The sequence below is a fragment of the Neomesorhizobium albiziae genome (genome assembly GCF_900114255.1).
Lineage (GTDB): Bacteria > Pseudomonadota > Alphaproteobacteria > Rhizobiales > Rhizobiaceae > Neomesorhizobium > Neomesorhizobium albiziae.
Window position 1 is genome coordinate 663,725 of record NZ_FOSL01000001.1, and the last position, 26,874, is coordinate 690,598.

20 protein-coding genes are annotated in these 26,874 nt (G+C 60.8%); 8 read left to right on the plus strand and 12 right to left on the minus strand.

The features are described from left to right. Window positions 1-2: 2 nt before the first annotated feature. The 4 genes from F3H98_RS03170 to F3H98_RS03185 all read right to left on the minus strand — a co-directional run bounded on the left by F3H98_RS03170 (window position 3) and on the right by F3H98_RS03185 (window position 4,797). Entirely contained in the window at window positions 3-1,445 is a 1,443-nt protein-coding gene (locus F3H98_RS03170; RefSeq protein ID WP_149758156.1) for an amidohydrolase family protein, read from the minus strand. Next, window positions 1,438-2,532 (minus strand): amino acid ABC transporter permease, encoded by a 1,095-nt coding sequence (locus F3H98_RS03175; protein ID WP_244621581.1) that lies wholly within the window; start codon window positions 2,530-2,532, stop codon window positions 1,438-1,440. Before F3H98_RS03175 ends, F3H98_RS03170 begins: the two co-directional genes overlap by 8 nt. A gap of 1 nt (window position 2,533) precedes the next feature. Beyond that, window positions 2,534-3,706 carry an amino acid ABC transporter permease gene (locus F3H98_RS03180; RefSeq protein WP_149758158.1) on the minus strand — a complete coding sequence of 391 codons (1,173 nt, stop codon included), beginning with the start codon at window positions 3,704-3,706 and terminating at the stop codon, window positions 2,534-2,536. 62 nt (window positions 3,707-3,768) lie between these two features. Beyond that, complete coding sequence (locus F3H98_RS03185) at window positions 3,769-4,797, minus strand: amino acid ABC transporter substrate-binding protein (protein ID WP_188130306.1); 1,029 nt, start codon at window positions 4,795-4,797, stop codon at window positions 3,769-3,771. 401 nt (window positions 4,798-5,198) lie between these two features. Here F3H98_RS03185 and F3H98_RS03190 point away from each other — a divergent pair, with 401 nt between their 5' ends. The 7 genes from F3H98_RS03190 to F3H98_RS03220 all read left to right on the plus strand — a co-directional run bounded on the left by F3H98_RS03190 (window position 5,199) and on the right by F3H98_RS03220 (window position 13,870). Further along, window positions 5,199-5,978 (plus strand): FadR/GntR family transcriptional regulator, encoded by a 780-nt coding sequence (locus F3H98_RS03190; protein ID WP_149758160.1) that lies wholly within the window; start codon window positions 5,199-5,201, stop codon window positions 5,976-5,978. Continuing rightward, a complete protein-coding gene (locus F3H98_RS03195; RefSeq protein WP_149758162.1) occupies window positions 5,975-7,477 on the plus strand; it encodes an ABC transporter substrate-binding protein in 1,503 nt (500 codons plus the stop codon). Before F3H98_RS03190 ends, F3H98_RS03195 begins: the two co-directional genes overlap by 4 nt. 73 nt (window positions 7,478-7,550) lie before the next feature. Further along, window positions 7,551-8,498 (plus strand): ABC transporter permease, encoded by a 948-nt coding sequence (locus tag F3H98_RS03200; RefSeq protein ID WP_149758164.1) that lies wholly within the window; start codon window positions 7,551-7,553, stop codon window positions 8,496-8,498. Beyond that, entirely contained in the window at window positions 8,495-9,355 is an 861-nt protein-coding gene (locus F3H98_RS03205) for an ABC transporter permease (protein WP_149758167.1), read from the plus strand. The genes F3H98_RS03200 and F3H98_RS03205 overlap by 4 nt, the downstream gene beginning before the upstream one ends. A 28-nt stretch (window positions 9,356-9,383) precedes the next feature. Beyond that, window positions 9,384-11,180: a gamma-glutamyltransferase family protein gene (locus F3H98_RS03210; RefSeq protein ID WP_149758169.1), complete on the plus strand. Its 1,797-nt coding sequence runs from the start codon at window positions 9,384-9,386 to the stop codon at window positions 11,178-11,180. A 3-nt stretch (window positions 11,181-11,183) separates the two neighbouring features. Further along, the gene (locus F3H98_RS03215) at window positions 11,184-12,035 is read left to right on the plus strand and encodes a sulfite exporter TauE/SafE family protein (protein WP_149758171.1); all 852 of its coding nucleotides are present in this window, start codon (window positions 11,184-11,186) and stop codon (window positions 12,033-12,035) included. A gap of 14 nt (window positions 12,036-12,049) precedes the next feature. Further along, window positions 12,050-13,870 carry an ABC transporter ATP-binding protein gene (locus F3H98_RS03220; protein WP_149758172.1) on the plus strand — a complete coding sequence of 607 codons (1,821 nt, stop codon included), beginning with the start codon at window positions 12,050-12,052 and terminating at the stop codon, window positions 13,868-13,870. Between the two features lie 64 nt (window positions 13,871-13,934). Here F3H98_RS03220 and F3H98_RS03225 read toward each other — a convergent pair whose 3' ends face one another. From F3H98_RS03225 to chvE, 6 genes are all read right to left on the minus strand, one after another. Continuing rightward, a complete protein-coding gene (locus tag F3H98_RS03225; RefSeq protein ID WP_188130315.1) occupies window positions 13,935-14,858 on the minus strand; it encodes a Gfo/Idh/MocA family protein in 924 nt (307 codons plus the stop codon). A gap of 93 nt (window positions 14,859-14,951) precedes the next feature. Beyond that, a complete protein-coding gene (locus F3H98_RS03230) occupies window positions 14,952-15,884 on the minus strand; it encodes a hypothetical protein (RefSeq protein WP_149758176.1) in 933 nt (310 codons plus the stop codon). 174 nt (window positions 15,885-16,058) lie between these two features. Continuing rightward, window positions 16,059-17,051: an AraD1 family protein gene (gene araD1, locus F3H98_RS03235; RefSeq protein WP_149758178.1), complete on the minus strand. Its 993-nt coding sequence runs from the start codon at window positions 17,049-17,051 to the stop codon at window positions 16,059-16,061. Window positions 17,052-17,232: 181 nt separating this feature from the next. After that, the gene (mmsB, locus tag F3H98_RS03240; protein ID WP_149758180.1) at window positions 17,233-18,525 is read right to left on the minus strand and encodes a multiple monosaccharide ABC transporter permease; all 1,293 of its coding nucleotides are present in this window, start codon (window positions 18,523-18,525) and stop codon (window positions 17,233-17,235) included. After that, entirely contained in the window at window positions 18,522-20,054 is a 1,533-nt protein-coding gene (gene mmsA / locus F3H98_RS03245) for a multiple monosaccharide ABC transporter ATP-binding protein (protein ID WP_149758182.1), read from the minus strand. The genes mmsB and mmsA overlap by 4 nt, the downstream gene beginning before the upstream one ends. Window positions 20,055-20,151: 97 nt before the next feature. After that, entirely contained in the window at window positions 20,152-21,222 is a 1,071-nt protein-coding gene (chvE, locus tag F3H98_RS03250) for a multiple monosaccharide ABC transporter substrate-binding protein (RefSeq protein ID WP_149758184.1), read from the minus strand. A gap of 264 nt (window positions 21,223-21,486) precedes the next feature. Here chvE and F3H98_RS03255 point away from each other — a divergent pair, with 264 nt between their 5' ends. Further along, on the plus strand, window positions 21,487-22,464 hold the full coding sequence (locus tag F3H98_RS03255; RefSeq protein WP_149758186.1) for a LysR family transcriptional regulator: 978 nt from the start codon (window positions 21,487-21,489) through the stop codon (window positions 22,462-22,464). A 67-nt stretch (window positions 22,465-22,531) separates the two neighbouring features. Here F3H98_RS03255 and F3H98_RS03260 read toward each other — a convergent pair whose 3' ends face one another. Beyond that, a complete protein-coding gene (locus tag F3H98_RS03260; protein WP_149758188.1) occupies window positions 22,532-25,669 on the minus strand; it encodes an efflux RND transporter permease subunit in 3,138 nt (1,045 codons plus the stop codon). Continuing rightward, on the minus strand, window positions 25,666-26,832 hold the full coding sequence (locus F3H98_RS03265) for an efflux RND transporter periplasmic adaptor subunit (protein ID WP_149758190.1): 1,167 nt from the start codon (window positions 26,830-26,832) through the stop codon (window positions 25,666-25,668). Before F3H98_RS03265 ends, F3H98_RS03260 begins: the two co-directional genes overlap by 4 nt. Window positions 26,833-26,874 lie beyond the last annotated feature (42 nt).

A 26,874-nucleotide genomic window follows, 5' to 3' on the forward strand; every position in this document is an offset into this window, starting at 1 on the left:
ACTTAGACCTCCATCACCGGCAGCGATTTCGGAGCCAGTTCGGCAATGTCGCGCCCACGTGGATCGAGCGCGCCGGCGCGGGCGCATGCCCAATTCTGCAGGGCCTGCATCTCGCGCAGCGCGCCGTCATAGTCGATCCCGGTCGGCTTGCCACGATCGACCGTCAGGCGACCATCGACGTAGACCCTCTCGACTGCGCGCTCGGCGGCGCAATGGAGCAGGCCGCGCAGCGGATCATAGACTGGCCGCATGGTCGGTGCGCTCAGATCGACGACCAGGAGGTCGGCCTTGGCGCCGACGCTGAGCCTGCCGATATCCGTCCGACCCAGTGCACGCGCGCCCGCAAGCGTCGCCGCGTGCAAGATATCGCCAGTCGAAAGATCGAAGACGCTCTTGCCGCCGAGCCGCGAGCAGATCAAAGCCTGCCGCATCTCCTCCAGCATGTTGAAAGGGTAACTGTCGGTGCCGATCGCCACGTTGACGCCGCCGCGGCGATAGGCGCCGAGCGTCTCCAGCGCCATGCCGCTGCGGGCGAAGGTCACCGGGCAATGCGCGACGCTCGTCCCGCGCGCTGCCAGCGTCGCGAGATCATCGCACGTCCGCTGCCTGGTCCAGGAATGGTGATCGGCGAAGATGCAGTGGCCGAGGATGACGTCGGGGCCGAGCACGCCAAGCCGGTCGAGATACTGCACGGCGGTCAGGCCGGTGCGGCGCATCAGTTCCTCGTGCTCGGCCATGGTCTGCGCGGCATGGATCGTGATGCGCATGCCGCGCCGTCGCGCTTCTTCGGCGGCATCGACTAAAAGATCGGGCCGGCAGGTCTCCACCTGCGACGGCGACACGACGCCGTCCAGCCGCCCGCTCGGATGCGCCCGCGCCCGGTCGACAAAATCAAGCGCCCGCACGAAAGCCTGCCTGCCCGCCTCGTCGTCCCAGTCCAGATCGAGCCGATGGCCGTCATGCACCACCCAGTCGGCCTGCCGAAAACCGGGCGCGAGATAGGCGCGTGCGCCGCTTTGGGCTGCTATGTCGAGCCAGGCATCATGCGGGCCTGCAATATCAAGCACCGTCGTTGCGCCGCTGCGCATCAGGTCGCCCAGCATGACGGTCAGGCAGGCGGCTCGGGCGTCCGGCCCACCGTCGATCAGGCCGGAAAATTCATACATGGCGTTGCCCCAGAGCGCTGCCGTTCCGACATCCTCGAAAATACCCTTGGCAAGCGGCTCATCATGCGAGTGGCAGTGGATGTCGATAAGCCCCGGCACGACCATCCGAGCCTTGCCGGACAGTTCGGTGGTCGCTTCTCCGTCGAAGCTCTGACCGACGCAGCGCAACCCCGTTTCATCGAAGGCCACGTCGCCGCCATGAAGGTAGACGTGGCGGTCGTTGACCGGATCGTACGCGACGATGATGTCGACGTTGCGAATGACGGTGACCTCAGTCATAGCCCACCCTGAAATGCTTCTCGAGAAAACGGCTGTATGCGCCCATCAGCGCACTGAACACGAAATAAACCGCAGCCGCGAAAAGATATCCCTCCAGCACTGCGATGCCCTGCCAGTTGGGATCGCGCAACGCCGTGCGGACCGTGTTCAGGAAATCGAGCAGGCCGACAATGGTCACCAGCGTGGTGTCCTGGAAGAAGCCGATAAACAGCGACACCAGCGGTGGGATCACCGTCTTCAAGGCCTGCGGAATGATCACCAGGAAGGTGTACTGCCAGTAGTGAAGTCCCAGCGCCTGCGCGGCTTCGGTCTGGCCTCGCGGCAGCGCCTGAAGCCCAGCGCGCACGATCTCGGCAATATAGGCGGCGGCGAACAGGATGATAGCCACTTGGGCGCGCAGCAGTTTGTCGATGGTAACGCCGTCGGGCATGAACAGCGGCAGCATGACGGACGCCATGAACAGGATGCTGATCAGCGGCACGCCGCGCACCAGCTCGATGAAGGTGACGGCGAGAATGCGGATCGCCGGCAGATTGGAAAGACGTGCGAGCGCGAGCAGGATGCCGAGCGGCAGCGCACAGACGAGGCCCACGAAGGTCAGCATGAAGGACAGCGGCAGGCCGCCCCACTGGGACGTGGGCACCTCGGCCAATCCGAACGCGCCGCCGGCCATCAGCAGGTAGAGCACCGGCAATAGGACGACCCAGCCCAGCAGGAGCCAACGGCTCCACAGGCGCGGGATGCATGAAATTGTGATGGCCAGAATGAAGAGCGCCGTAGCCGTCAGCGGCCGCCATTGCTCCTCGAACGGATAGATGCCGAACAGCATGTAGCGCAGCTTGGCTGTGAGATATGGCCAGCAGGCGCCGACACTCGCCTTGCAGTCCTCCGGCGTACCGTCGAACACGGCGTTGATCACAAGCCATGAAACAGCGACCTTGGCGGCGAGCGCAAGCAGGGCCAAACATAGCAGCGTCACGATCGTGTTGGCGGGCGTTCCGAAATAGGCGCTGGCGCCGAGCCCACCGCTCTGTGCCGGTGCGCGGATGGCGATTTGCTCCTCGCCCGAGTTTGCCATGGTGCTCATCTCAGCGCCCCTGCAACGCAACGCGCGCGTTATACCAGTTCATCAGCAGCGACGTCGCCAGCGAGAGACCGAGATAGACCAGCATGAACAGCGCGATCGGCTCCATCGCCTGCCCTGTCTGGTTCATGATTGTGTTGGAGACCATCACGAGGTCCGGATAGCCGATGGCGATGGCCAGCGAGCTGTTCTTGAATGTCGTCACGTAGATGTTGGTCAAGGGCGGCACGATGACCCTGAGCGCCTGCGGCAGGATGACAAGGCGCATGGTGCGCCCGGAAGACAGGCCAAGCGCCTGGGCTGCCTCGCGCTGGCCCTTGCCTATCGCCAGAATGCCGCTGCGGACGATCTCGGCAACTGTCGCCGAGGCGCTGAGTGTCAAGCCGAGCAGCAACGCCACGAATTCCGGCTTGAGATGCGCGCCGCCAGTCAGCCGGAAGCGCCCCAGCTCCGGCCAGTCGAACTCGAACCTGATGTCGAATACCGCGATTGCAATGACAAAAGGCAAAACAAGCAGCGTAAGCGAGACCGGCCAGCCGGGCACGGCCTTGCCAGTCGCGATGCGCCGACGCGTTGCAACGGTCCGCCAGGCGAAAGCAGCCACCACGCCTGCGGCAATTGCAGCAATGACGGTCCAGAAGCCGGAATGCCAGACGATGGCTGGCACGACCAGGCCGCTGTTAGAGACGAAGACACCGGGCAGAAGCGCAATGGCCTGCTTGACCGGCGGCAGCGTGAAGATGATGGCCGAGTACCAGAGGAAGAGGTAGAGCAGCAGCGGCACGTTGCGCAGCGCTTCCACATAGGCAAGCATCAGCCGCGAGAGCAGCGGGTTTTTCGAAAGACGCGCAATCCCGACCAGCGTGCCGACAACCGTGCCGAGCACGATGGCGAGCAGCGCCACCGTAAGCGTGTTGAGCAACCCGACCAGCAATGCCCGCCCGTAACTGTCGGACGGCTGGTAATCGATCGGCGTCTCGCTGATGATAAAGCCGGCCTCCCGGCTGAGGTAATCGAATCCGGTCGCAATATCCTGCCTGGCGAGATTGGCGGCTGCGTTTTGAAACAGGTACCAGCCGATCGCGACGACGGCTGCGATGCAGACAACCTGATAGGCAACCTCGCGAATCCGCCGGTCACGCAGCAGGAATAGTCCAGAAAATCCGGATGTGCTCATGGGATCGGCCTGCCGGCGCACGGCGCATGCCAGGCGGCACGCACCGTGCGCCGGCATATAGCTTATCTGAACGGCGGTGCGTAAAGCAGGCCGCCATTGTTCCACTGGGCGTTCGGGCCACGGCTCAGACCGAGCGCTGTCTGTTCACCCAGATTGCGATCAAAGACCTCGGCGTAGTTGCCGACATTCTTGATGATGTTGTAGCCGAAGGCCTTGTCGAGCCCGAGCATCGTGCCAAGCTCGTCAGTGATGCCCAGCATGCGCTGAACCTCCGGATCTTCGCTCTTCAGCTTTTCTTCCACATTCGCCTGGGTGATGCCTTTCTCTTCAGCAGCCATCATCGTCCAGACCGACCAGGAAACGATGTCGCGCCAGTTGGAGTCGTTCTGACGCACAGCCGGCGCCAGCGGCTCCTTGGAGATGGTTTCCGGCAGCACGAGATAGTCGTTGGGGCTCTTCGAGGCGGCGCGAATGGAGGCAAGATCGGAACGGTCCGAAGAGACCGCGTCGCAGCGGCCCGAGAAGAAGGCATTATTGTTCTCGTCGGGATTCTCGAAAACTACCAGTTCAAACTTCTTCCCGGTTGCACGGAAGAAGTCTGCAAGGTTCTGCGCGGTCGTCGTGCCGGGCAAGGTGCAGATGGCAGCGCCGTCAAGATCCTTGGCGCTGGCGACTTCGAGGCTCTTTGCGACCATGAGGCCCTGGCCGTCATAGAACACAGTCGGACCGAAATCGATGCCCAGCGAGGCCTCGCGCGAATAGGTCATCGTGGTCTGGCGCGACAGAACGTCGATCTCGCCCGACTGCAGCGACTGGAAGCGGGTGTTGATGTTGGTCAGCACGAAGTCGATTTTGGTCGGATCGCCGAACACGGCCGATGCGATGGCGCGGCAGACATCAACATCGAAGCCAGCGAACTTGCCTTGCGCATCGGCGAGCGCAAAGCCCGTCGTGCCCATCGAAACGCCGCAGATCAGCTTACCGCGCGCCTTGACGGTCTCAAGCGTAGTCGCCGCCTGCGCGGCAATCGCGGTTGAGCACAGCAGCAAAACACCCGCGGCAAGGCGGCATGCTCTAACAGAGATTTTCATTCCACTCCTCCCAATGCGGTTCTGACGGAACACCGTCGATCGCAATTCACTTAACAAATGTATTCCAATCAAATTGGCGACAATTATTCAACAAGATAATCAACAATCTTGTGGTCAATTATGTCGCGCGCGCCATCTCTTCGGAAAGGGTGGGCAACCCGTCATCGCTGCAGGATCTGGCCATTTCTTCGCGAGCGAGACATTTGATCACTCGCCCACCCGTAATCGGCTTTGGATTGAACGGAACCATTAAAGAAATTGGTTGCATCGTCGATTCTCCTTCCATAGGTTCGATTTTCGCTGAGGGGCACACCAACTCAGGATCGGAATCTCGATTTTCGCAAGAAACGATCCTTCAACGTGAACCTTTTGCAACATTGATCACCTGACTAAGTGTTGTCATGCCATCCCACACCAAACCCGCAGCAAACTCTGGTTACGCACTTGAGCGGCTGCGCGTTCTGCTGGGTTCGGTGCCGTCTGGCGGAGAACTGCGCTTGCCTCCCGAGCGCGAGCTGGCTGCGGAAATCGGCGTCGGCAGGCGTGCGTTGCGACGGGCCCTCGAGGTTCTGGAAGATGAGGGCCTGATCTGGCGCCAGCAGGGCAAGGGAACCTTTGGAGGCTCCCAGCAGATATCAAGCACGCTTCGCGTCAACAGCCTGGCGGAATTCACCAATCCGATCGAAGTCATGGAAGTGCGCATCGAGATAGAGCCCGTGCTGGCGCGCATGGCAGCCACGAAGGCAACGCCGGCGCTGATCCAGCAGCTGGAGAAATTGGCGGCCAAGGCGAAGGATTCGACCGACACTGATTCCTGGGAACTGTGGGACGGTGCGTTTCATCGCAAGATCGCAGAGGCTGCAGGCAACCAACTGTTCATCCTGTTCATGGGCATGATCGACCAGATCCGTCAGAACGAGGCTTGGCGCCATTTCCGCGAGCGCACACGTTCGGCCGGCCGCACCACCCTTTCGGTCGAGCAGCACAACGCCGTCATTGACGCCATTCGCCATTTCCACCCCGCAGCAGCCGAATCTGCCATGCGCGAACACTTGATCTCGCTGCGCAATGCGCTGATCGAAGCCATGCAGACAGCAGGCAGCCCCACCGCCGGCCTGGAAGCCTCCATCGGGCTGCAAATCCCAAATCAGAAAAGCTCAATCACAGAGGGAAACAAATGAATTCCGTAAAGAAATTCCTGTTGGCCGCGACGATCATGGTTTCGGCCTCATCGGCTCTCGCCGCCGATCTTCGTATCGGTCTGCAGGACGATGCCGACATCCTCGATCCGCATCGCGCGAGGACCTTTGTCGGGCGTATCGTTTTCACCTCCCTCTGCGACAAGCTTTTCGACATCAACGAGAAGCTGGAAATCCAGCCACAGCTGGCCAAGGAATGGACGTGGTCGGAAGACGGCAAAACGCTGACAGTCAAGCTGCGCGGCGACGGCAAGTTCCACGACGGTTCGACAATCGACGCGACCGCGGTGAAAGCCAATCTCGAACGAGCGAAGTCCCTGCCGGAATCGCTTCGCAAGAGCGAAGTCGCTTCGATCGATACGGTTGAAGTGATCGACGCCACGACGCTGGCCATCCATCTCGTAAAGCCGGACGCGTCGCTCCTGTCTCAGTTGGCTGACCGCGCCGGCATGGTTCTGTCGCCCAAGGCATTTGAAAGCGGCGATTTCGGCCAGAACCCGGTCTGCTCGGGGCCGTACAAGTTCGTCGAGCGTATCCAGAACGACCGCATCGTTCTGGAGAAATTCGCCGACTACTGGGATGCGGCCGGCTTCGCCTACGACAAGATCACCTTCATCCCGATCTCGGACTCGACCGTGCGCCTCGCCAACCTGCGTTCGGGCGATCTCGACATCATTGAGCGTATCGCCCCATCCGACGTTGAAACCGTCAAGGGTGACTCCGGCCTTGCCTTCTACCCGGTCACCGGAACCGGCTACCAGGCCCTGACCTTCAATCTTAAAAAGGGCGACAAGGATTCATTCCCGATTGCTTACGACAAGCGTATTCGCCAGGCTTTCGAACTGTCGATTGATCGCAACGTCATCAACGATGTTGTTGGCCAGGGCATTTTTCAGCCGGCATATCAGCCATTTCCGCCGACGAGCTTCGCCTATGACAAGAAGTTCGAGAGCCGCCAGCGCGAGGTCGCCAAGGCAAAGGCGCTTCTTGCCGAAGCCGGCCACGAACGCGTGAAGCTGGAAATCGCCTTCGGCAACAACACGGCTTCGCAGCAGGTCTACGAGTTGATCCAGGCAATGTCGGCGGAAGCAGGCTTCGACATCTCGCTGCGTCCGACGGAGTTTGCAGCATTGCAGTCGGCACTGAAGGAAGGCAGCTTCGAGGCTGGTCAGAGCGGTTGGTCCGGCCGCGCAGACCCGGATGGCAACATCCACAGTTTTGTCAGCTGCAAGGGCAATCTCAATGACGCCCATTATTGCAACGAGAAGGTCGACGCCCTGCTTGAAGAGGCACGCAGCCTGACAGATCCGGTCAAGCGCAAGGCGCTTTATGATCAGGTCCAGGAGATCATCCAGGACGACCTGCCGATCGTCTATCTCTATTACCAGCCCTGGCCGTTTGCGGCGCGTGCCAACGTGAAGGGCTTTACCGCCTATCCCGATGGAATGATCCGACTGCGCGGCGTTTCGTCCGAAGGTTGATCCTCCACAGCGCGGCGCGGCCATACTAGTGGCCGCACCGCCCCTCCCGCTCCGGTTTCAAAGTGCTTTTGCCATGATCGCGATCGTTCTCAGACGATGCCTGGTAGTCCTGCCTACGTTGCTGCTCGTCTCCATGCTGGTGTTCGGCATGCAGAAACTTTTGCCCGGCGACCCCATCCTGACGATGGCGGGCGAGGATCGCGATCCGGCAACGATCGCCTATCTGCAGGAGAAGTATCGTCTCAACGACCCGATCCCGGTCCAATATGTGGCCTGGCTCGGGCAGATCGTTCGGGGCGACCTCGGCATCTCTCTGCGCACTGAGCAGCCGGTGCTCAGCCTTATTGTCCAGAAGCTGCCGGTAACGATCCAGCTGGCGGCCTTCGCCATGATCGTCGCATTCATGATCGGCGTGCCCGCCGGCATCGTTTCAGCGATACGAAAGGGAACGACCACCGACTATGCCATCAACGTCGTGGCGCTGTCGGGGCTGTCCATTCCCAATTTCTGGCTCGGCCTGATGCTCATTCTGCTGGTCTCCGTGCAATGGCAATTGCTGCCGGCGTCCGGCTACACCTCGCCCCTCGAGGATATCGGCCAGAACCTGCGCACCATGTTCATGCCGGCCTTCGTTCTGGGCACCGGGTTGGCGGGCGTTCTGATGCGCCACACGCGCTCGGCAATGCTGGGCGTTCTGCGCTCCGACTATGTCCGGACCGCGCGCGCAAAGGGGTTGAACGAAAAGACCGTCATCCTGCGCCACGCATTGAAGAACGCCCTGGTGCCGATCATCACGCTTTCCACGCTGCTGTTTGGCGAATTGCTTGCGGGTGCAGTGCTGACCGAGCAGATTTTCACCATTCCAGGCTTCGGCAAGCTGATCGTCGATGCCGTCTTCACCCGTGACTATGCGGTGGTTCAAGGCGTCGTGCTGTGCACGGCCGTCGGGTTCATTCTCATGAACCTCGTCGCAGACCTCCTCTACATCGTCGTCAATCCGCGCCTGAGAGATGCGGCATGACTGCCCTCGCCTCCACCCACAAAAGCCCTTTCGGCCGTCAGCTGTCGAAGTTCACCCGCAACAAGGCAGCGGTCGCAGGCGCTGTCATTGTCGGCCTGTTTGTACTGATCGCCGTCTTTGCGCCGCTGATTGCACCCTATGATCCGTTTCAGACCAGCTTCACGACGGTGCGCAAACCGCCTTCGGCGCAATTCTGGCTCGGCACCGACGAACTGGGGCGCGATCTGTTCTCCCGTATGATCTACGGCGCGCGCGCATCGCTGATGGCCGGCGGCATATCCGTGGTGATTGCCGTGATTGTCGGCGTGCCGTTCGGCCTTCTGGCCGGTTATTTCGGCGGCTGGATCGACAGCGTCATTTCGCGCCTGATCGACGCCATGCTGGCCATTCCCTTCCTGATCCTCGCAATTTCCTTGGCAGCCTTCCTCGGCGCCAGCCTGACCAACGCCATGATCGCCATTGGCCTTTCGGCAGCGCCGATCTTTGCGCGCCTGACCAGGGGCCAGGTGCTTTCGGTGAAAGCGGAGGAGTATGTCGAGGCAGCGCAGGTCATCGGCCTGCGGCACCCGCGCATCATTCTGCGCTACATCCTGCCCAATTCCATCCCGCCGATCATCGTGCAGGCAACGCTGACGATCGCCGCCGCCATTATCGCCGAGGCAAGCCTTTCCTTCCTCGGCCTCGGCCAACAGCCACCCAACCCGTCCTGGGGTTCGATGCTGAACACGGCCAAGAACTTCATCTCGCAGGCGCCATGGATGTCGCTGTGGCCGGGAGCGGCGATCTTCCTCGCCGTGCTGGGCTTCAACCTTCTGGGTGACGGCCTGCGCGATGCCATCGACCCGCGCGAATACTAAGCATTAGCAGATAGCAGGAACGACAAGCATGTTTACCACCAGACCTGAAATTCTGGGCACTTTCGGTGTCGTGACCTCGACGCATTGGCTTGCCTCGGCGGCCGGAATGGCGATGTTGGAACGTGGCGGCAATGCCTTCGACGCCGCCGTGGCGGCCGGTTTCGTCCTGCAGGTGGTGGAGCCTCATCTGGTCGGCCCGTCCGGCGAAGTTCCAATCATCTTGCACTCGGCCCGCAGCGGAAAGACCGAGGTGCTTTGTGGCCAAGGCGTTACACCGGAAGCCGCAACCCTCGATGCATACAAGGCACTGGGCCTAGACCTGGTGCCGGGCTCGGGCCTTCTGGCCACGGTCGTTCCCGGGGCATTCGATGCGTGGATGCTTCTTTTGCGCGACCACGGCTCGATGAAACTGCGCGACGTGATGGAGCCGGCAATACACTATGCCCGTCATGGTCATCCGCTCCTGCCGCGTGTCGCCAACACCATCAAGGACAACGCCGAATTCTTCGCCAAGGAGTGGCCGACCTCGTCCGCGACCTGGCTTCCCGGCGGCAAAGCGCCGGAAGCAAAGAAGCTTTTCTGCAATCCGGTTCTTGCCGACACCTATCAGCGTATCGTCGACGAGGCCGAAGCGGCGGGTGGCAATCGCGAGGCTGCGATCGACAAGGCACGCGATGCTTTCTACCGTGGTTTCGTGGCTGAAGCGATCGACCGTTTCTGCCGCGAGACCGAAGCAATGGACACCAGCGGGCGACGTCACAAGGGGCTTTTGACCGGTGACGACATGGCGCGCTGGAGCGCCACATATGAAACGCCGCTGACCTATGACTATCATGGCTGGAGGGTTGCCAAGACCGGACCCTGGGGACAGGGACCGGTGTTCCTGCAAACGCTGGCGCTTTTGAAGGAACTGGATGTCGCCGCCATGAAGCCGGATGGTGCCGACTTAATCCACACGGTTACGGAAGCCATGAAGCTCGCCTTCGCGGATCGTGAGGTCTATTACGGCGACCCGAACTTCATTGACGTTCCGCTTGAGACACTGCTTTCGGACGCCTACGCAGCGCAGCGGCGGGCATTGATCGGCGTAAACGCTTCGTTGGAGCTGCGGCCCGGAACGGTTCCCGGTTTCGAGGCCCAGCTCAAGACGGCCATGTCGCAAGTGCGTTACACCGGTGCGAGCGGCAATGCAGCGCCAGGTGCGGGCGAGCCGACGATGGCGCATCTGCGCACTGAAAAGCGTGGAGACACCGTCCATATCGACGTCATCGATCGCTGGGGCAACATGATTTCGGCCACGCCTTCCGGCGGATGGCTGCAATCCTCTCCGGTTGTTCCCGAGCTTGGGTTTGCGCTCAACACACGCGCGCAGATGTTCTGGCTGGAGCCGGGACTGCCTACCAGCATGGCGCCGCGCAAGCGGCCGCGCACGACGTTGACTCCGTCACTGGCGCTGTTCGAAGGAAAGCCGCGCATGGTGTTCGGCACGCCGGGAGGCGACCAGCAGGACCAGTGGCAGTTGGCGTTGTTCCTGCGCCGGGTGCATCACGGCTTGAACCTGCAGGAAGGCATCGACCTGCCGCTGTTTCACACCATGCATTTTCCATCGTCCTTCTATCCGCGTGAGGCGGTACCGGGCCGACTCGTCGTCGAGGAGAGTTTTGGACACGAGACGATCGAGACGCTCAAGGCGCGTGGCCATGATGTCGAAATCGTTCCCCAATGGTCTGTAGGGCGCCTGACGGCAGCCGAGCGGGAGCCGGACGGTATCCTGCGTGCGGCAGCAACGCCGCGCTTGATGCAAGCCTACGCAATCGGACGCTGAAACATGTTCGGAATTCCTGTCTTCGAATTGTCATGGCTGGTTCTGGGACTGCTGGCAGCAGGCGCGATCACCGGTGTCCTGGCCGGCCTGTTCGGCGTCGGCGGCGGAGCGGTCGCAGTCCCCATTCTTTATGAGCTCTTCCGCTTCATGGAGGTGCCGGAAGAAGTGCGCATGCCGCTTTGCATCGGTACGTCTCTGGCGATCATCGTCCCGACTTCGCTGCGCTCTTTTTATGCGCACCGCGCCAAGGGAGCGGTCGATATGTCCATCCTGAAAAAATGGGCCATACCGGTTGTTGCCGGCGTGGTGCTCGGCAGCATCATCGCACGCTACGCGCCGGCGGACCTCTTCAAGATCGTGTTTGTGGTTGTCGCGGGTATTTCCGCTATCCGCCTGCTGTTTGGAAACGACAAATGGCGCTTGGCCGATGATCTGCCCGCGGGCTGGATCATGAAATCCTACGGCGTGCTCATCGGAGTGCTGTCATCCCTGATGGGCATTGGCGGCGGCCAGCTCTCCAATCTTTTCATGACCTTCTACGGCCGCCCCATTCATCAAGCCGTCGCGACGTCGTCGGGCCTCGGCATATTGATTTCGATACCGGGCGCGCTTGGCTATATCTACGCCGGCTGGCCGCGTGCCGCCGAGTTTCCAGATGTCATCGCGCTGCAGCCGCCGCTGGCGCTCGGCTACGTTTCGCTCCTCGGTTTCATCCTCTTCATTCCGACCAGCGTCGTGGCAGCACCTTTCGGGGTGAGGCTTGCGCACGCCCTGTCGAAATCCCGTCTGGAGAAGGCTTTCGGCATATTCCTGCTGGCGGTCTGCCTGCGTTTCCTCATCAGCGTGATTACCTGAGCTTGGAACAACCCATGAAGCAACCCATCCTGTCCGTGACGAACCTGCGCACGTCATTCCACAACAATGGGGCGTGGACACCGGTCGTTCGCGACATCTCTTTCGATGTTGCGCCCAAAACGACGGTGGCAATCGTTGGCGAATCCGGCTCCGGCAAAAGCATGACCGCGCTGTCGATCATGCGGCTTCTGCCAGGCGGCAACAGCAAGGTCGAAGGCAGCATTTCGCTCGCCGGCAAGTCGCTCCTCGACCTTCCCGAAAAGGATATGCGCAGCGTGCGCGGCAATGACATTGCCATGATCTTTCAGGAGCCAATGACCAGCCTCAACCCGAGCCTGACCATTGGTTTCCAGATTGCCGAAGCGTTGATGTGTCACCGCAACATGAGCAGCGCCGAGGCCGAAGCGGAAGTCATCCGCCTGCTGGAGCGCGTTCGCATCCCGTCGGCCACAACCCGGTTCCACGACTATCCGCATCGGCTTTCCGGCGGCATGCGCCAGCGCGTGATGATCGCCATGGCGCTTGCCTGCAAGCCCAAGCTGCTGATTGCCGACGAGCCGACCACGGCGCTCGATGTCACCATCCAGGCCCAGATCCTCGAACTCATCCGCGACTTGCAGGAAGAAGAGGACATGGCCGTTCTGTTCATCACGCACGACATGGGTGTTGTGGCCGAGATTGCCGACCGGACCATCGTCATGCTGCAGGGCGAAATCGTCGAAAGCGGCGACACCGCTGCGATCTTCGCCAATCCCCGGCACAATTATACCCGCTCGCTTCTCTCCGCTGTGCCCAAGCTCGGTTCGATGACGGGCAAATCTCGCCCCCTGCGTTTCCCGGTCGTCGACCAGGAAACCGGCATTGCAGCCGAACCGGCGGCCGGCATCGATACGGTCGACGCGGCCCGGCCGATCCTCGAGGTGAAGAACCTCACCAAGTACTTCGACATCCGTAAGGGTGTCCTGCGCGGCCTGACCGGACGTGTTCATGCGGTGGAGAATGTTTCGTTCAGTATCCAGCCCGGCGAGACCCTGGCGCTCGTCGGTGAATCCGGTTGCGGCAAGTCGACGACCGGCCGTTCCATCGTGCGATTGACCGAGCCGACAAGCGGGTCGATCCACCTTGCCGGGGAAGACATCCTCAGGACTGGCAAATCCTCTTTCCGCGACACCCGCAAACGCATGCAGATGATCTTCCAGGATCCCTATGCCAGCCTCAATCCGCGCATGCGCATCGGCGAAAGCATCGCCGAGCCGATGATTGCCCATGCGACGGAAACACCGAAACGTGCGCGCGAACGCGTTGGCGAGCTTCTGAAGAGCGTCGGTCTCAGTGCCGATGTCTATGATCGCTATCCGCACGAGTTTTCCGGCGGCCAGCGCCAGCGCATCTCCATCGCCCGGGCCTTGTCGCTGGGACCTGAACTCATCGTTGCCGATGAGGCGGTGTCTGCGCTCGATGTCTCGATCAAGGCGCAGGTGATCAATCTGATGCTCGATCTACAGGAGAGGTTGAAGCTGGCTTTCCTGTTCATCTCGCACGACATGGCCGTGGTGGAACGGATCAGCCACCGCGTCGCGGTGATGTATCTCGGCGAGATCGTCGAGATTGGATCGCGTGCCGACGTGTTCGGCAATCCGCAGCACCCCTACACCAGGCGGCTACTTTCGGCGGTGCCGATCCCCGATCCGAGCCTGCGCGTCGGCAAGAGGCGGCTGGTCAACGACGAACTGAAGAGCCCTGTTCGCGCGGTGGACTATCAGGCGCCCGTTCGTGCGTTCAACCAGGTTGGCCGCAATCACATGGTGCAGGAGTGGGGCGCCGAGTGGGCCTGAGCCAGTCTGCGGCACTGGATCGGCATGTAGCAGGCTGGCCGCCTGCATATTCGGACGGGTGAAATCAGTCGTAAAACGCCTCGACCACGTTGCGCTTGCCCAGCATAAAGGCGTCGGCGACATGCTGAAGCGGGGCAACGTCGACATCCAGCGTGCCAGTGCGCAAGATCTCGGCGAACCGTTGGTAAAGCATGGGATATTCGGCTTCCGGTTCGTCGTGAACGATTTGGCCGTCGATTGCCAGTTTCGCGCCGCCGCCGGAAAGCAGCATGGATCCGGCTTCGGTATCGGCAAGGATATCCCAGCTTTGCGGACCGGTCTGACGCCAGTCGAAATCCGCCGTCACCGGGATGCCGTCCAGCGTTCTGAAGGCGATTTGCGCGGCAATGGGCGCGTGGCGATTTTCCGGGAAATCGAGCGTTGCGGCGGTGATGAACATTTTCGGAAGAATGTGCGTGGCGATCGATAGTGCGTTGATGCCGGGATCGAAAACGCCAAAGCCGCCGGGTTGCCAAATCCATTCCTGGTTGGGATGCCAGCGGCGCACGTCTTCCTTCCAATTGATTGCGACCGATCTGATAGTGGTCGAGGTCAGGAAGGTTCTAGCGAACTCGACCGCGGGCGCGTAGCGCGAGTGCCAACTGGCGAAGAGAGACACGCCTCGTTCCGCAGCAAGTTCCTTCAAATGCTCGACTTCGCTGACCGTGGCGCCCGGCGGTTTTTCGAGGAAGACGTGCTTGCCGGCTTCGAGCGCTGCCCGCGCCGCGTCGAAGCGGAACTGCGGGGGCATGCAGAGCGAAACGGCCTCGATCTCTGCAACGTCTTCGAGCATCGCCTTAATTGATGGGTAGTTGGGGATGCCATCGACCTTTTCGTGACGGCTGGCCGCAGCGACAAGACGATAGCTTGGATCCTTGGCCAAAGCCGGCAGATGTTGGTCGCGGACGATTTTCCCTACGCCAACAATTCCGATCCTGATGGGTGTGATGGATGGGGGCATGGTACTCACCGTTTCTGCACGAGCAGTGTCATATCAGAGGGCCAGTCGCCGGCAAGGCAGGTTGCGCTCGTTCGCTCGAATTCAGCCGTAACGAAGCAATTTGAAGCAATCCCCGCTCCCGGATGCTGATTGTGCAAGGAACGGTCTGGACCGATCGAGCCACTCCTGGTGTGAGGCGGCATCCGCTTCAATCTCATCAGCCGGTTCAAGCGCGATAAAGTCAGGTCCCTTGCTGAAGAACCAGCACGCGCGGCCAAGAAGCCGCCGGCCGCGCTGCCGCAGGAGATCAGCGTCGTAAAAGATGTCCAGCACTTCCTGCTTGATCCTTTGTTCCTTTTCGGGATTGGCGATCGCAGCGGCAAGCGGCGCATCGCCAATCGCGGCGTGAAGATCCTTGTAGTCCAGGGCAAGCTGGGTCGTCGCATATCTGATTTCACTTTCATCCCTGACGATGTTGAACCACAGGGTCGGATCGAGTTCGTTGACGACGAACGACGATTCAAAATCGCGGGATATGTTCATGGTCTCGAACTCCTGGACGTCGACATCGCGCTCCACGAGTAGCAATTTGGCAACTTGCGCCGCGAATTCTGCTCCGCGCACGCTGACCGCACGGTTCGCTCCACCGTTTGCCGGATCGACGTAAGGTCCGCCCTCATCAAGCAATTCGTCAAATTCGTTGAGGGATTCGACCACCGTCGAGCCGCGAGCGATGCGAAGCGCCATTTTGGCGAGCACCTGCTGCATCTCGGCTTCGCGTCTGCGGTGATCCTGATAGTTCTGTTGGAAAAAGAAAATGAACAGGGAAACTCCGATACCAATCAGGATCACGCCCAACTGGGAAAAGGTGTTGCGGTAATATTCCAGCAGCTTTTCCTGATGACGCGCATCCTGGCGCACGCTGTGCGCCACACGAATATTGAAGATGAGCGATATGATGAGGAGCCCTGCCCCGACCAGGATAAGGCCACCGATGAGGAGATAACCGTGACCGGAGAGGACGTTAAAATCCATTTTTCTGGTTAAGTTGCTTGCTGGCTGCATCAGAATACATGAGACTAATGCCACGCACAGCAGAAATACCAGAAGCGGAGACGTGGCTGCCCATTATTCTTGGTTCTTGTCCCAATTGGAGTAGTCACAGCCCGGTCGGCGGCTTGGGCTGCCGTGAAACGGCGATGTAGCCTGTCAGAGCGCCTTGACCACGACCGTCTCGGGCGCCCCGATCTTCAACGGATTGCGTAACGGCAGCCCGAAATCAGGCGAACTGATCTCGAACACGTCGCCCGCCTCGGCTTTGATACCATCGGCGAAGGAGAGTGTCGCGGTGCCGAACATATGGATGTGCACATCGCCGGGCTGACGGAACACGGCGTATTTAAAATGGTGATGTTCGAGGTTGGCAATGCTGTGGGACATGTTAGCCTCTCCCGAGAGGAAGGGCTTTTCCCAAAGCGTCTTGCCAGCGCGAACGATGCGGGACGTGCCGCGAATATCGGCGGGAAGCTCGCCCACGAGGATTTCCGGTCCGTAGGAAGCGTTGCGAAGCTTCGAGTGCGCCAGATACAGGTAGTTCATCCGTTCGGTGACATGGTCGGAGAACTCGTTGGAGAGGGCGAAACCGACACGCAAAGGCGTGCCGTCATCGCCGATGACATAGACACCTGCGATCTCGGGCTCCTCGCCTCCGTCCTTCGCGAAATGCGGCGAAACAAGAGGAGCGCCCGGCGCGACCGCCATGGTGCCGTTGCCCTTGTAGAACCATTCAGGCTGCACTCCCACCGTGCCGTCCTTGGGTTTGCCGTTTTCCAGACCGAGACGGAACATCTTCATGGAATCGGTCAACGTCTCCTCGCCGTCGGCGCTCAGCTTCTTGTGCATGGCGTCGCGCGCCGAGGCGGAACCGAGATGCGTCAGACCGGTGCCCGTCAGATGCAGGTGCGCATCGTCAGGATGATTGATCGGAGAGATCAGGCGTCCTTGCCGATAGGCGGCTTCCAGATCGACGGTCTTGCCAAACCCCTTGCGTTCGATCAGCGCGGCAAGCGACATGCCGGTCCGGGCAGCTTCCAGCGCCAGGGAGTAAACGCTCTTGGCGCCGTTCAAGATCCTTGTGGCGCCGTCAAAGCGTGCAACGACCTGGATCATATCGGACCCGTCGACAATCTGTGAAATCAGCATTGCTCAACCTCCTCGCTTGCGGCGTCCCCATGCGGTCACCGCGGTTCTCACGCGCGAAATTCTCCCTCTCGCCGCCCAATCGAACCGGGCCGCGGGATGTCTTCAAAACCTGATTTCCGCCGTTTGAAGCGTGTTTGCCCGCTTGGCCGGATCAACAATTGTGGCGGCTTCTTCCTGCCTGCTATGCCTTGTTCTTGTTGTAGACGTCGAAGACCACGGCGCCGAGCAGCACAAGGCCCTTCACCACCTGCTGCCAGTCGACATTGACGCCCATGATCGACATGCCGTTGTTCATCACACCCATGATGAACCCGCCGACCACGGCGCCGATCACCTGACCGACGCCCCCCATGGCCGACGCACCGCCGATGAACACGGCAGCGATGACGTCGAGTTCGCTGCCGAGACCTGCGGCCGGCACTGCCTGTCCGAGACGCGCTGCGATGATCAGCCCGCCGAGCGCCGACAGGACGCCCATGTTGATGAAGACGATAAGGGTCAGCCGTTCGGTGTTGATGCCGGACAATTGCGCAGCCTTTGCATTGCCGCCCATGGCATAGATGCGGCGACCGATCGTCATGCGTTTGGTGACGAAGACGAACAATGCAATCAGCAATGCCATGACCATCAGGACGATCGGCAGGCCTCTGTAGGTCGCGAACTGGTAGACGAGGAACAAGACGAGCGCGCTGATCACCAGCGTCTTGATCGTGAACAGAACGAAGGGCTCGGCATGGTATCCATGGCGCTCGCGCGTGCGACGCGCCTTGATGCCGAAATAGGCGTAGGCCAACACACCGATGACGCCGATGACGATGGTGGTCATGTGCAGGCTGAGACCGCTACCGACGATGGTCTTGCCGGCGGCATTCACGGTTGGCGCAACGATGGTCCACGTTCCGATCACGTCGGGAATGAAGCCCGAGCTCAGCGCCTTGAAACCGTCTGGAAGCGGCCCGACGGACGAACCGCCTCCCAGCAGCGCCTGGCACATGCCGCGAAACATCAGCATGCCCGCCAGAGTGACGATGAAACTTGGTATTCGGTGATAGGCGACCCAATAGCCCTGCGCAGCACCTATGGCGCCGCCGATGATCAGGCAGACGATCGATACCACGAGGGGATTGCTGAGGAAGCCGAGCGGCCAGATCACCATCATCATGGCGGCGAGGGCGCCAATGAAACCGGCAACAGAGCCAACGCTGAGATCGATGTGGCCGGACACGATCACCAAAAGCATGCCCAGCGCCATGACGATAATGAAGCTGTTCTGCTGCACCAGGTTGCTCAGGTTCACCGGCTTGAAAAGCGTTCCCGAGGTGGTGAACTGGAAGAAGATCATGATGGCGATCAGCGCGAGTACAAGGCCGTAGTCGCGCAAATTGGTAACCAGCGCCGAGACGGCCACGCGGGGCCTTTGCTGAACGCTTTCGGCGACACCGGTCTGCGGGGCGGGGGTGGTATCGGTGCTCATGATGCTTTTCCTTCTCCCCGAACGATGGCGCGCATGATCTTTTCCTGGCTCGCGTCTGAAGCCGCCATTTCACCCACGATGCGGCCTTCGTTCATCACATAGATGCGGTCGGTAATTCCCAGCAGTTCGGGCATTTCCGACGAGATGACGATGATTGACTTACCCTCCGACGCGAGCCGCGCAATGATCGTATAGATCTCGTACTTTGCGCCAACGTCGATGCCGCGGGTAGGCTCATCGAGGATCAGCACTTCCGGGTTGGCGAAAAGCCATTTCGACAACACCACTTTCTGCTGGTTGCCGCCCGAAAGATTGCCGGTCATCTGGTAGACGCTCGATGCCCGGATATTGGTCTTGCCGCGATAGTCGTTGGCGGCGGCAAGTTCGCGCAAATCGTCGATCACGCCGTATCGCGACACGCCACCGAGATTGGCCAGCGTGACGTTATGCTTGATGTGGTCGATCAGATTGAGGCCGTAGGTCTTGCGGTCCTCGGTGACATAGGCAATGCCGTGCTCGACCGCCCTGCCCACCGTCGAAGTGTCGATCGGCTTGCCTTTGAACTGAACCTCGCCGGTGATGTGCCGGCCATAGGAACGTCCGAACAGGCTCATGGCAAATTCCGTGCGCCCCGCGCCCATCAAGCCCGCAATGCCTACCACCTCGCCCTGACGAACGTTGATTCCGATGCCCTTGATGACCTGCCGCTCTGCATGGATGGGGTGATAGACCGACCAGTTTTTCACCTCGAAGACGACCTCGCCGATCTCTGGCTCGCGCGGCGGGTAACGGTCGTCAAGAGCACGCCCCACCATCGAGGTTATGATGCGGTCTTCACTGATATCCTGCTTGGCGAGTGTCTCGATGGTCTGCCCGTCGCGGATGATCGTAACGTTGTCGGCAACCCGGCTCACCTCATTCAACTTGTGAGAGATGAGGATGGAGGTGAGGCCCTGGCGCTTGAACTCCAACAGCAGGTCAAGCAGCGCCTGGCTGTCCTTCTCGGACAGGCTGGCGGTTGGTTCGTCGAGGATCAGCAGCCGGACTTCCTTGCTCAGCGCCTTGGCGATTTCGACGAGTTGCTGTTTGCCGACGCCGATATTCGTGATCAGCGTCTTTGGGTCCTCGCTCAGTCCCACCTTCTTCAGCAAGGCGCTCGTACGCGCCTCGTTGGCGTCCCAGTCGATGATGCCATATCTGGCGTGCTCGTTGCCGAGAAAGATGTTTTCAGCAATCGACAGCATCGGCACCAGCGCGAGTTCCTGGTGAATGATCACGATGCCCTGTCGCTCGCTGTCGTGGATGCCTTTGAAATGGCAATCCTGCCCACGATAAACAATGTCGCCGTCATAGGTGCCGGACGGATAAACCCCCGAAAGCACCTTCATCAACGTCGATTTGCCGGCACCGTTTTCGCCGACGACGGCGTGGATTTCGCCTTCTCGAACGCTAAGATTGACGTTGGACAGCGCCTTGACGCCGGGAAAGGTCTTGGTGATGCCGCGCATCTCCAAAATCGTCGAGGCCATTGCTGACAGAACTCCTGCGAGACCCACACACTAGCGGAGTCAGTGGTCAACGATAAGGGCTCTACACCACTATGCAGAGCCCTTATCTGTCGAAGGCTTACTTCAGCTCTTCAGCCTTGATGTAGCCGGAGTCGACAACCAGCGCCTGGTAGTTCGACTTGTCGACGTCATGCGGCGTCAGCAGGATCGAAGGAACGACCTTGACGTCGTTGTTATAGGTTTTCTCGTCAAGGCCGTCCGGCTTGCCGCCCGAGCTGACCTTGTCGACCAGTTCGACGGTCGCCTTCGCCAGTTCGCGGGTGTCCTTGAACACGGTCGAATATTGCTCGCCGGCGATAATCGCCTTGACCGAAGCTGTCTCGGCATCCTGGCCGGTAACGATCGGCCACGGCTGCTCGGCGGTGCCGTAGCCGACAGCGCGCAGCGAAGCGATGATGCCGCGGGACAGACCGTCGTAGGGCGAAAGCACGCCATCGACCCGGGTGCCGTCCGAATAGTTGGCGGACAGCAGATTATCCATGCGCGCCTGGGCGGTAGCCGCCAGCCACCGCAACGTGCCAACCTTGTCCATTCCCGTTTGGCCGGACTTGATCTTGATGCTGCCGTCATCGATCAGCGGCTGCAGCACGCTCATCGCGCCGTCATAGAAGAAGAAGGCATTGTTGTCGTCCGGCGAACCACCAAAGAGTTCCACGTTCCAGGGTTTGGTGTCCGGGAAGCGTTCCTTCAGGCCCTTGACCAGCGAATTGGCCTGAATGACGCCGACGCCGAAATTGTCGAAGGTTGTGTAGTAGTCGACGTTCGGCGTCTTCTTGATCAGGCGGTCGTAGGCGACCACGACGACGCCGGCATCAGCCGCCTTCTGGAGCGCGTCCGACATGGTTGTGCCGTCGATCGAAGCGATGATGAGCGCCTTCGGGCCCTTGGTGATTTCGTTCTCCAGCTGGCTGAGCTGGTTTGGAATGTCGTCCTGCGCATATTGCAGGTCGACCGTGTAGCCCAGGGCCTCAAGCTGCGACTTGACGGCGTCGCCGTCATTGATCCAGCGTTGCGAGGTCTTTGTGGGCATCAGCACCCCGACCAAACCCTTATCCTGCGCATGCGCGCCGTAGCTCATGGATGCCAGGCCGAGCGCGAGCGCGCCAACCAATGCCTTGATTATTTTCACGTGTCATCCTCCCTGGTGATGAAAACGCGACCCGGACCTGAGCCTGATCGCGGATAAAGCCCGATTGCCGCAGCCTAGGTTCGCAGTTGTTACCCCTCAATGCACCGGCTGACGTATCTGCGAACGCGACGTGGGCAGACGAATAATCGACCGGACATCGCGAACCTGTCTTCCAATGATATAACTGTCAAATACCATTTTTGATGTCTCGCATAATTTTCTGGTATACCAACTTTAGAATCCGACCTTCGATGGAGGAATTTTTTGTCGACCCAGGGTAACTTCTCGAACGTCGATGCGGCCGACGACGACACGAAGGCGTTGCTCCGCAGCGGCTTGAAGCTCTCGCATTTGCGCTTGATCGTCGCGCTCGAGGACAGCGGCCAGATCAGCGCCGCTGCTCATATGCTCAACATCTCGCAGCCCGCCGCCTCGCGCATGATCGCGCAGATGGAGGATATGCTTGGCATTCCCTTGTGCCGAAGACTGTTGCGTGGCGTCGAACTGACGCCTTATGGGGCAGCGCTGGCGCGCCGTGGGCGTACGATGCTGCTCGAACTGCGCGAGGTCGATCGCGAGATATCGGATCTCAAGTCGGGTAAAGGCGGTGCGGTGTTCCTCGGCGCAGTGACGGCGCCGGCCATCGGACTCGCTGTTCCAGCGATCCGACGCATCCGCAAACGATTTCCGCGCATCGAGATCAGCGTGCAGATCGAGACAAGCGGCGTGCTGGCGCGGGAACTGCTTGCCTCGCGGCATGATTTCATCATCGCTCGTATCCCGGACGACCTTAATCCCAGGCTTTTCGACGCACGTGTCATTGGCATTGAGAAAGCCTGCCTTATCGTGAGGCGTGGCCATCCGCTGGCCGGGCACCAGACGGTCGAGCTTGAGCAGCTGATCGACTATGACTGGGTGTTCCAGCCGGCAGGTTCACTGCTGAGGCGCACGCTCGAAACGATCTTCATGAGTCGCAACGTCGCCCTGCCCGACCGCATCCTCAATACCACGTCGCTCCTTTTGACGCTGGTGATGGTCGCGCAATCGGACGCCATCGCGCCCGTGGCGCTCGACATGGCAAAGTTCATCAATGATGAAAGCGGCCTTGCCGGGGCAATCGAGATCCTGCCGATTTCATTCGACATCGATGTGCAACCCTACAGCCTCATCACCGCGCGCAACCGCGCCCTCTCGCCGGCCGCCAGGATGCTTTACGATCATATCCTGGCGGAGATCCGGTAACGCGGGAGGCTGACATCCTGGTACTGCGGGCCGACCACTTTGAACCGAGCCGCCGCCTAGCTCGGCGTCACGCTCTCACCTCCTGCTTCTTCTTACGTGCCAGCCGCCATTCCTCGAAGCGCTGAAGGATAACAAACAGAGACGGCACGAAGAGAATGGCAAGACAGGTCGAAGCTATCATGCCGGAAAAGACCGTGATGCCGATCGACCTGCGCGCGCTGGCGCCCGCGCCTGTCGCCACGACCAGGGGCGCTACACCGAGGATGAAGGCGAAGGATGTCATCAGGATGGGCCGGAAGCGGGCGCGCGCCGCCTCGACTGCCGCTTCCACGATAGGCGTGCCGGTCGCACGCAGGTCCCGGGCGACTTCGACAATCAGGATTGCATTCTTGGCTGACAGGGCAATGAGCAGGATAAGGCCGATCTGGACATAAAGATTGTTGGCAATGCCGGCGCCGTTGAGCACCAGGACCGGACCTATCAGCGACAGCGGCGCTGCGAGCAGGACAGCGATCGGCGCGAACCAGCTCTCATATTGACCCGCAAGAACCAGATAGACGAGCAGAAGCGCCAGGCCGAAAACCAGGTAGATCTGGTTTGTGACGAGCTTTTCCTGGAACGACAGCGCCGTCCAGTCAAAGCCGGTGCCGGGCGGCAACGTGTCGGCCGCGACCTTCTCCAGCAGCTTGATTGCATCGCCCGACGAAAAATTTGACGCCTGCACGCCGATGATCGACGCCGAGGGGTAGAGATTGTAGAGGCTGATGAGCGAAGGGCCGACGCTTGGCGTGATTGTCAGCACCGTTGAAAGCGGGATCATGTCGCCGCTCTGGTTGCGCACCGTCAGACGGCCTATGTCCTCGGGCGACCGGCGGAACTGTGCATCGCCCTGCACGTAGATCTGGAATACCCGTCCGAATTTGTTGAACTGGCTGACATAGCTCGAGCCAAGATAACCGGCGAGCGTCTGGAAAACCGCGTCCGTTGTGAGCTCGAGATTCTGCACCTTCTCGCGATCGATCTCGACCTTGTATTGGGGAACATTGGCGCGGAACGTCGCCGAGACACGCTGGATGCCCGACTGCGTTTCCGCGACCTTCACCATCGCATTGACCGAGCCTTGCAGCTTGGCGAGGTCGAAGCTGCCATCGCGAAGCTCGATCTGCATGGTGAAGCCGGCTGCGTTGCCGATGCCCTGGATTGGCGGAGGCGGCAGCACCAGAACACGCCCGTCCTCCATGCTGGAAAGGCTCGTGTTGAGCGTCGCGTAAAGAGAGGCAAGATCCTCGCCCTTGCCGCGCTGGCTCCAGTCCTTGAGAATTATGTATGCCACGCCGGCATTGGCGAGCGACGAGTTGTTGTCGAGCGCCGAAATGCCGGCGATGGTCACGACCTGGTCGACACCAGGGGTCGCTTTGGCGATCTTCGAAACCTGCTGCAGCGTCGCCTGCGTGCGGCCGAGTGCTGCGCCATCGGGCAATTGCACCGAGGCAAGCAGATAGCCCTGGTCTTCAATCGGAATGAAGCCCGTCGCGACCCGCGACATGCCGTAGCCGGCCGCGCCGATGATGAGGAGCGCAATCACGCCCGTCACGGCGCTGTGCCGTACCATGGCGCCTATCAGTCCCGCATAACCGTTCTCCATGCGTTGATAGACGGCGTTGAAGCCGCGATAAAAAAAGTTGCGCTGGTCAGGCGGCACCGGAGGCCTGAGCCAGAGAGCGCACTGCGTCGGCTTCAGCGTCGCTGCGTTTATGGCGCTGATCAGAGCGGTCGCCGCAATCACCAGCGCGAACTGCGCATAGATTTTACCTGTGAGCCCTTGCAGGAACGAAGCCGGCAGGAACACCGCCATCAGCACCAGCGTGATACCGATTATGGGTCCGAACAGCGTTTTCATCGCCGCAATTGCCGCGTCGTGGCCGGACATGCCGCGTTCCATATTGTGACTGGCGCCCTCGACCACGACGATGGCGTCGTCGACAACGATGCCTATGGCAAGCACGATGGCGAAGAGCGTCGACAGGTTAACAGAGAAGCCAAGCGCGGCCATCGCCGCGAAAGCGCCGATGATCGTTACCGGCACAGTAGTCGCAGGCACCAGCATCGCCCTCCAATCCTGCAGGAAGACCAGGATGACGATGAGCACCAGCAAAGCGGCTTCAATGAGCGTCTTGTAGACCTCGTTGATCGCCTGGCTGACGAAGATCGTGGTGTTGAAGGGGATTGAATACGCCATGCCCTGCGGAAACTCGCCCGCCAGTTCCTTCATCCTGGCCTCGACCCTTCCGGCAACATCGAGCGCATTGGCGCCCGGTGACAGGAAAATGGCCATGCCAGCCGCAGGTTGGTCGTCGAGAGTGAAGAATTGGCCATAGGTCTGGGCGCCGAGCTCGACACGGCCAACGTCGCGCACGCGCGTCAGGTCGCCGGCGGTGCCGGTCTTGACGACCACGGCGCCAAACTGATCGGGATCGTCGAGGCGGCTCTGCACTTCGATCGTGTACTGGAAGGACTGATTGTCGGGCGAAGGCGGCGCTCCGACCTGGCCAGCGGTCACCTGTTCGCTTTGCTGGCCCAGCGCCTGGACGACGTCCTGGGTCGTCAGGGCGCGCGCCCTCATCTTCTCGGGATCGAGCCAGACGCGCATGGAATATTGCCCGGCGCCGAACACGTTTATGTTGCCGACGCCGGGCAATCGGGCAAGCTCGTCCTTCAACCGGATGGTCGCATAGTTGCTGAGAAAAAGGCTGTCATATTTGCGGTCCGGCGAGGTGAGCGTCACGATCTCGAGAATCGCGGTCGACTTCTTCTGCACGACAACGCCCTGCACCTGCACGGCCTGCGGCAGGCTGGCCAAGGCAGCGGACACGCGGTTCTGCACCAGCACCTGCGCCTGGTCGAGATCCGTGCCGATGGCGAAGGTGACGGTAAGGTTGTAGCTGCCATCCGAGGTGGCGAAGGACTGCATGTAGATCATGCCCTCGACCCCGTTGACCTGCTGCTCGATCGGGAGCGCCACTGTGTCGATGACGGTGCGGGCGCTCGCGCCCGGATAGCGGGTGGTCACCGAAACGGTGGGCGGCACCACGTCCGGATATTGCGCCACAGGCAAGGCAAAGAGCGAGACGATACCGACGACAAGCGTGAGGATGGCGATGACGTTGGCAAGAACCGGCCGCTCGATGAAGAACTTGGAGATCATTGCACTATGCCACCCGTCGCGTCCGCCTCGAGCGTCTTTATCTGCGGTTCGATCTTCTGCCCTGGAACGGCCGTCAGAAGACCGGAGACGATGACGCGGTCGTCCGGCTTGACGCCGGAAGTCACCACGCGAAGATTTTCCACGAGCTGGCCGATCTCGACCGGGCGCTGCTCGACGACGTCGCCCTCCCCCGCCACGAGCACATAACGACCGCCCTGGTCGCTTCCGATTGCCCGGTCCGGAACCAGCAGCATGTCGGGCTCCTCGCCGAGCGGCACCCGCACGCGGACGAAATAGCCCGGGAGCAGCGGGCGGCCCGCATTGGGAAGCTCAGCCCGCACGACGAGCGTGCCAGTGGAGGCGGTGACCTCCGGTGCGGCGTAATCCAGCGTGCCCTTGTGGGGATAGCCGGTTTCGTTCTGCAGGCCGACCTCGACCGGCACCTTCTTGAGATCCTGGGCGGTGATGCCGCGCTTGGCCATGCCGGCCCGGATGCGCAGAACGTCCATCTCGCTGATAGTGAAATCGACGTAAATGGGGTCGAGCTGGACGATGGTGGCCAATGTCGTGGCGCTGCCGGCGCCGACAAGCTGGCCCATCGATACCTGCCTCGCGGTGACGATGCCGTCGAACGGCGCCTTGACCTCGGTGTAGCTCAGGTTGAGTTGGGCCTGCTTGACCTCGACTGCCGATTGCTGCTGCTTGGCGGCATCGACGGCGGCAGCGGCCACGGCTGCATCCGCGTCGGACGCGGAGATCACCTTCTGGGCCAGCAATTCCTGCTGGCGCTTCTGCTCGGCGCCGGACTGCTTTGCCGCAGCATCCGACGAGGACTGCCCCGCCTGGGCCTGCTCCAGCGCCAGCTGGTAAGGCTCGGGCTCGATCAGGAACAGCCGGGCGCCTGCTTTCACCTCGTCACCGTCCTTGTAGTCGATTTCCTGGATGAAGCCCGACACACGCGCCACCAACGTGGTCGTGTTCACAGCCGCGGTATTGCCGGTGGCAAAGAGATAGGGCGTGACGGTTTGCTTTAGCGGCAGCGCAACTTCGACTTTTGGGGGCGGTGGCGGCACATAGGCGTTTTCCTCGCGGCATGCGGCTAGAAGGACCGCAGCAGCCAACAGACTGGCGACATGCGGGGCTTTACCGGAAGCCAAAAGCATTTTCGACCCCTCCAAATACTTCCAAATATAGTTTGGAGCGTG

Coding starts and splice junctions, on each gene's coding strand:
- F3H98_RS03215 (WP_149758171.1), top strand. CDS start 11,184: ATGTTCGGAATTCCTGTCTTCGAATTGTCATGGCTGGTTCTGGGACTG.
- F3H98_RS03260 (WP_149758188.1), bottom strand. CDS start 25,669: ATGATCTCCAAGTTCTTCATCGAGCGGCCGGTTCTTGCCAACGTCATC.
- F3H98_RS03230 (WP_149758176.1), bottom strand. CDS start 15,884: ATGGATTTTAACGTCCTCTCCGGTCACGGTTATCTCCTCATCGGTGGC.
- F3H98_RS03195 (WP_149758162.1), top strand. CDS start 5,975: ATGAATTCCGTAAAGAAATTCCTGTTGGCCGCGACGATCATGGTTTCG.
- F3H98_RS03200 (WP_149758164.1), top strand. CDS start 7,551: ATGATCGCGATCGTTCTCAGACGATGCCTGGTAGTCCTGCCTACGTTG.
- F3H98_RS03210 (WP_149758169.1), top strand. CDS start 9,384: ATGTTTACCACCAGACCTGAAATTCTGGGCACTTTCGGTGTCGTGACC.
- mmsA (WP_149758182.1), bottom strand. CDS start 20,054: ATGGCCTCGACGATTTTGGAGATGCGCGGCATCACCAAGACCTTTCCC.
- mmsB (WP_149758180.1), bottom strand. CDS start 18,525: ATGAGCACCGATACCACCCCCGCCCCGCAGACCGGTGTCGCCGAAAGC.
- F3H98_RS03180 (WP_149758158.1), bottom strand. CDS start 3,706: ATGAGCACATCCGGATTTTCTGGACTATTCCTGCTGCGTGACCGGCGG.
- F3H98_RS03185 (WP_188130306.1), bottom strand. CDS start 4,797: ATGAAAATCTCTGTTAGAGCATGCCGCCTTGCCGCGGGTGTTTTGCTG.
- F3H98_RS03190 (WP_149758160.1), top strand. CDS start 5,199: ATGCCATCCCACACCAAACCCGCAGCAAACTCTGGTTACGCACTTGAG.
- F3H98_RS03265 (WP_149758190.1), bottom strand. CDS start 26,832: ATGCTTTTGGCTTCCGGTAAAGCCCCGCATGTCGCCAGTCTGTTGGCT.
- F3H98_RS03175 (WP_244621581.1), bottom strand. CDS start 2,532: ATGAGCACCATGGCAAACTCGGGCGAGGAGCAAATCGCCATCCGCGCA.
- F3H98_RS03220 (WP_149758172.1), top strand. CDS start 12,050: ATGAAGCAACCCATCCTGTCCGTGACGAACCTGCGCACGTCATTCCAC.
- araD1 (WP_149758178.1), bottom strand. CDS start 17,051: ATGCTGATTTCACAGATTGTCGACGGGTCCGATATGATCCAGGTCGTT.
- F3H98_RS03170 (WP_149758156.1), bottom strand. CDS start 1,445: ATGACTGAGGTCACCGTCATTCGCAACGTCGACATCATCGTCGCGTAC.
- F3H98_RS03205 (WP_149758167.1), top strand. CDS start 8,495: ATGACTGCCCTCGCCTCCACCCACAAAAGCCCTTTCGGCCGTCAGCTG.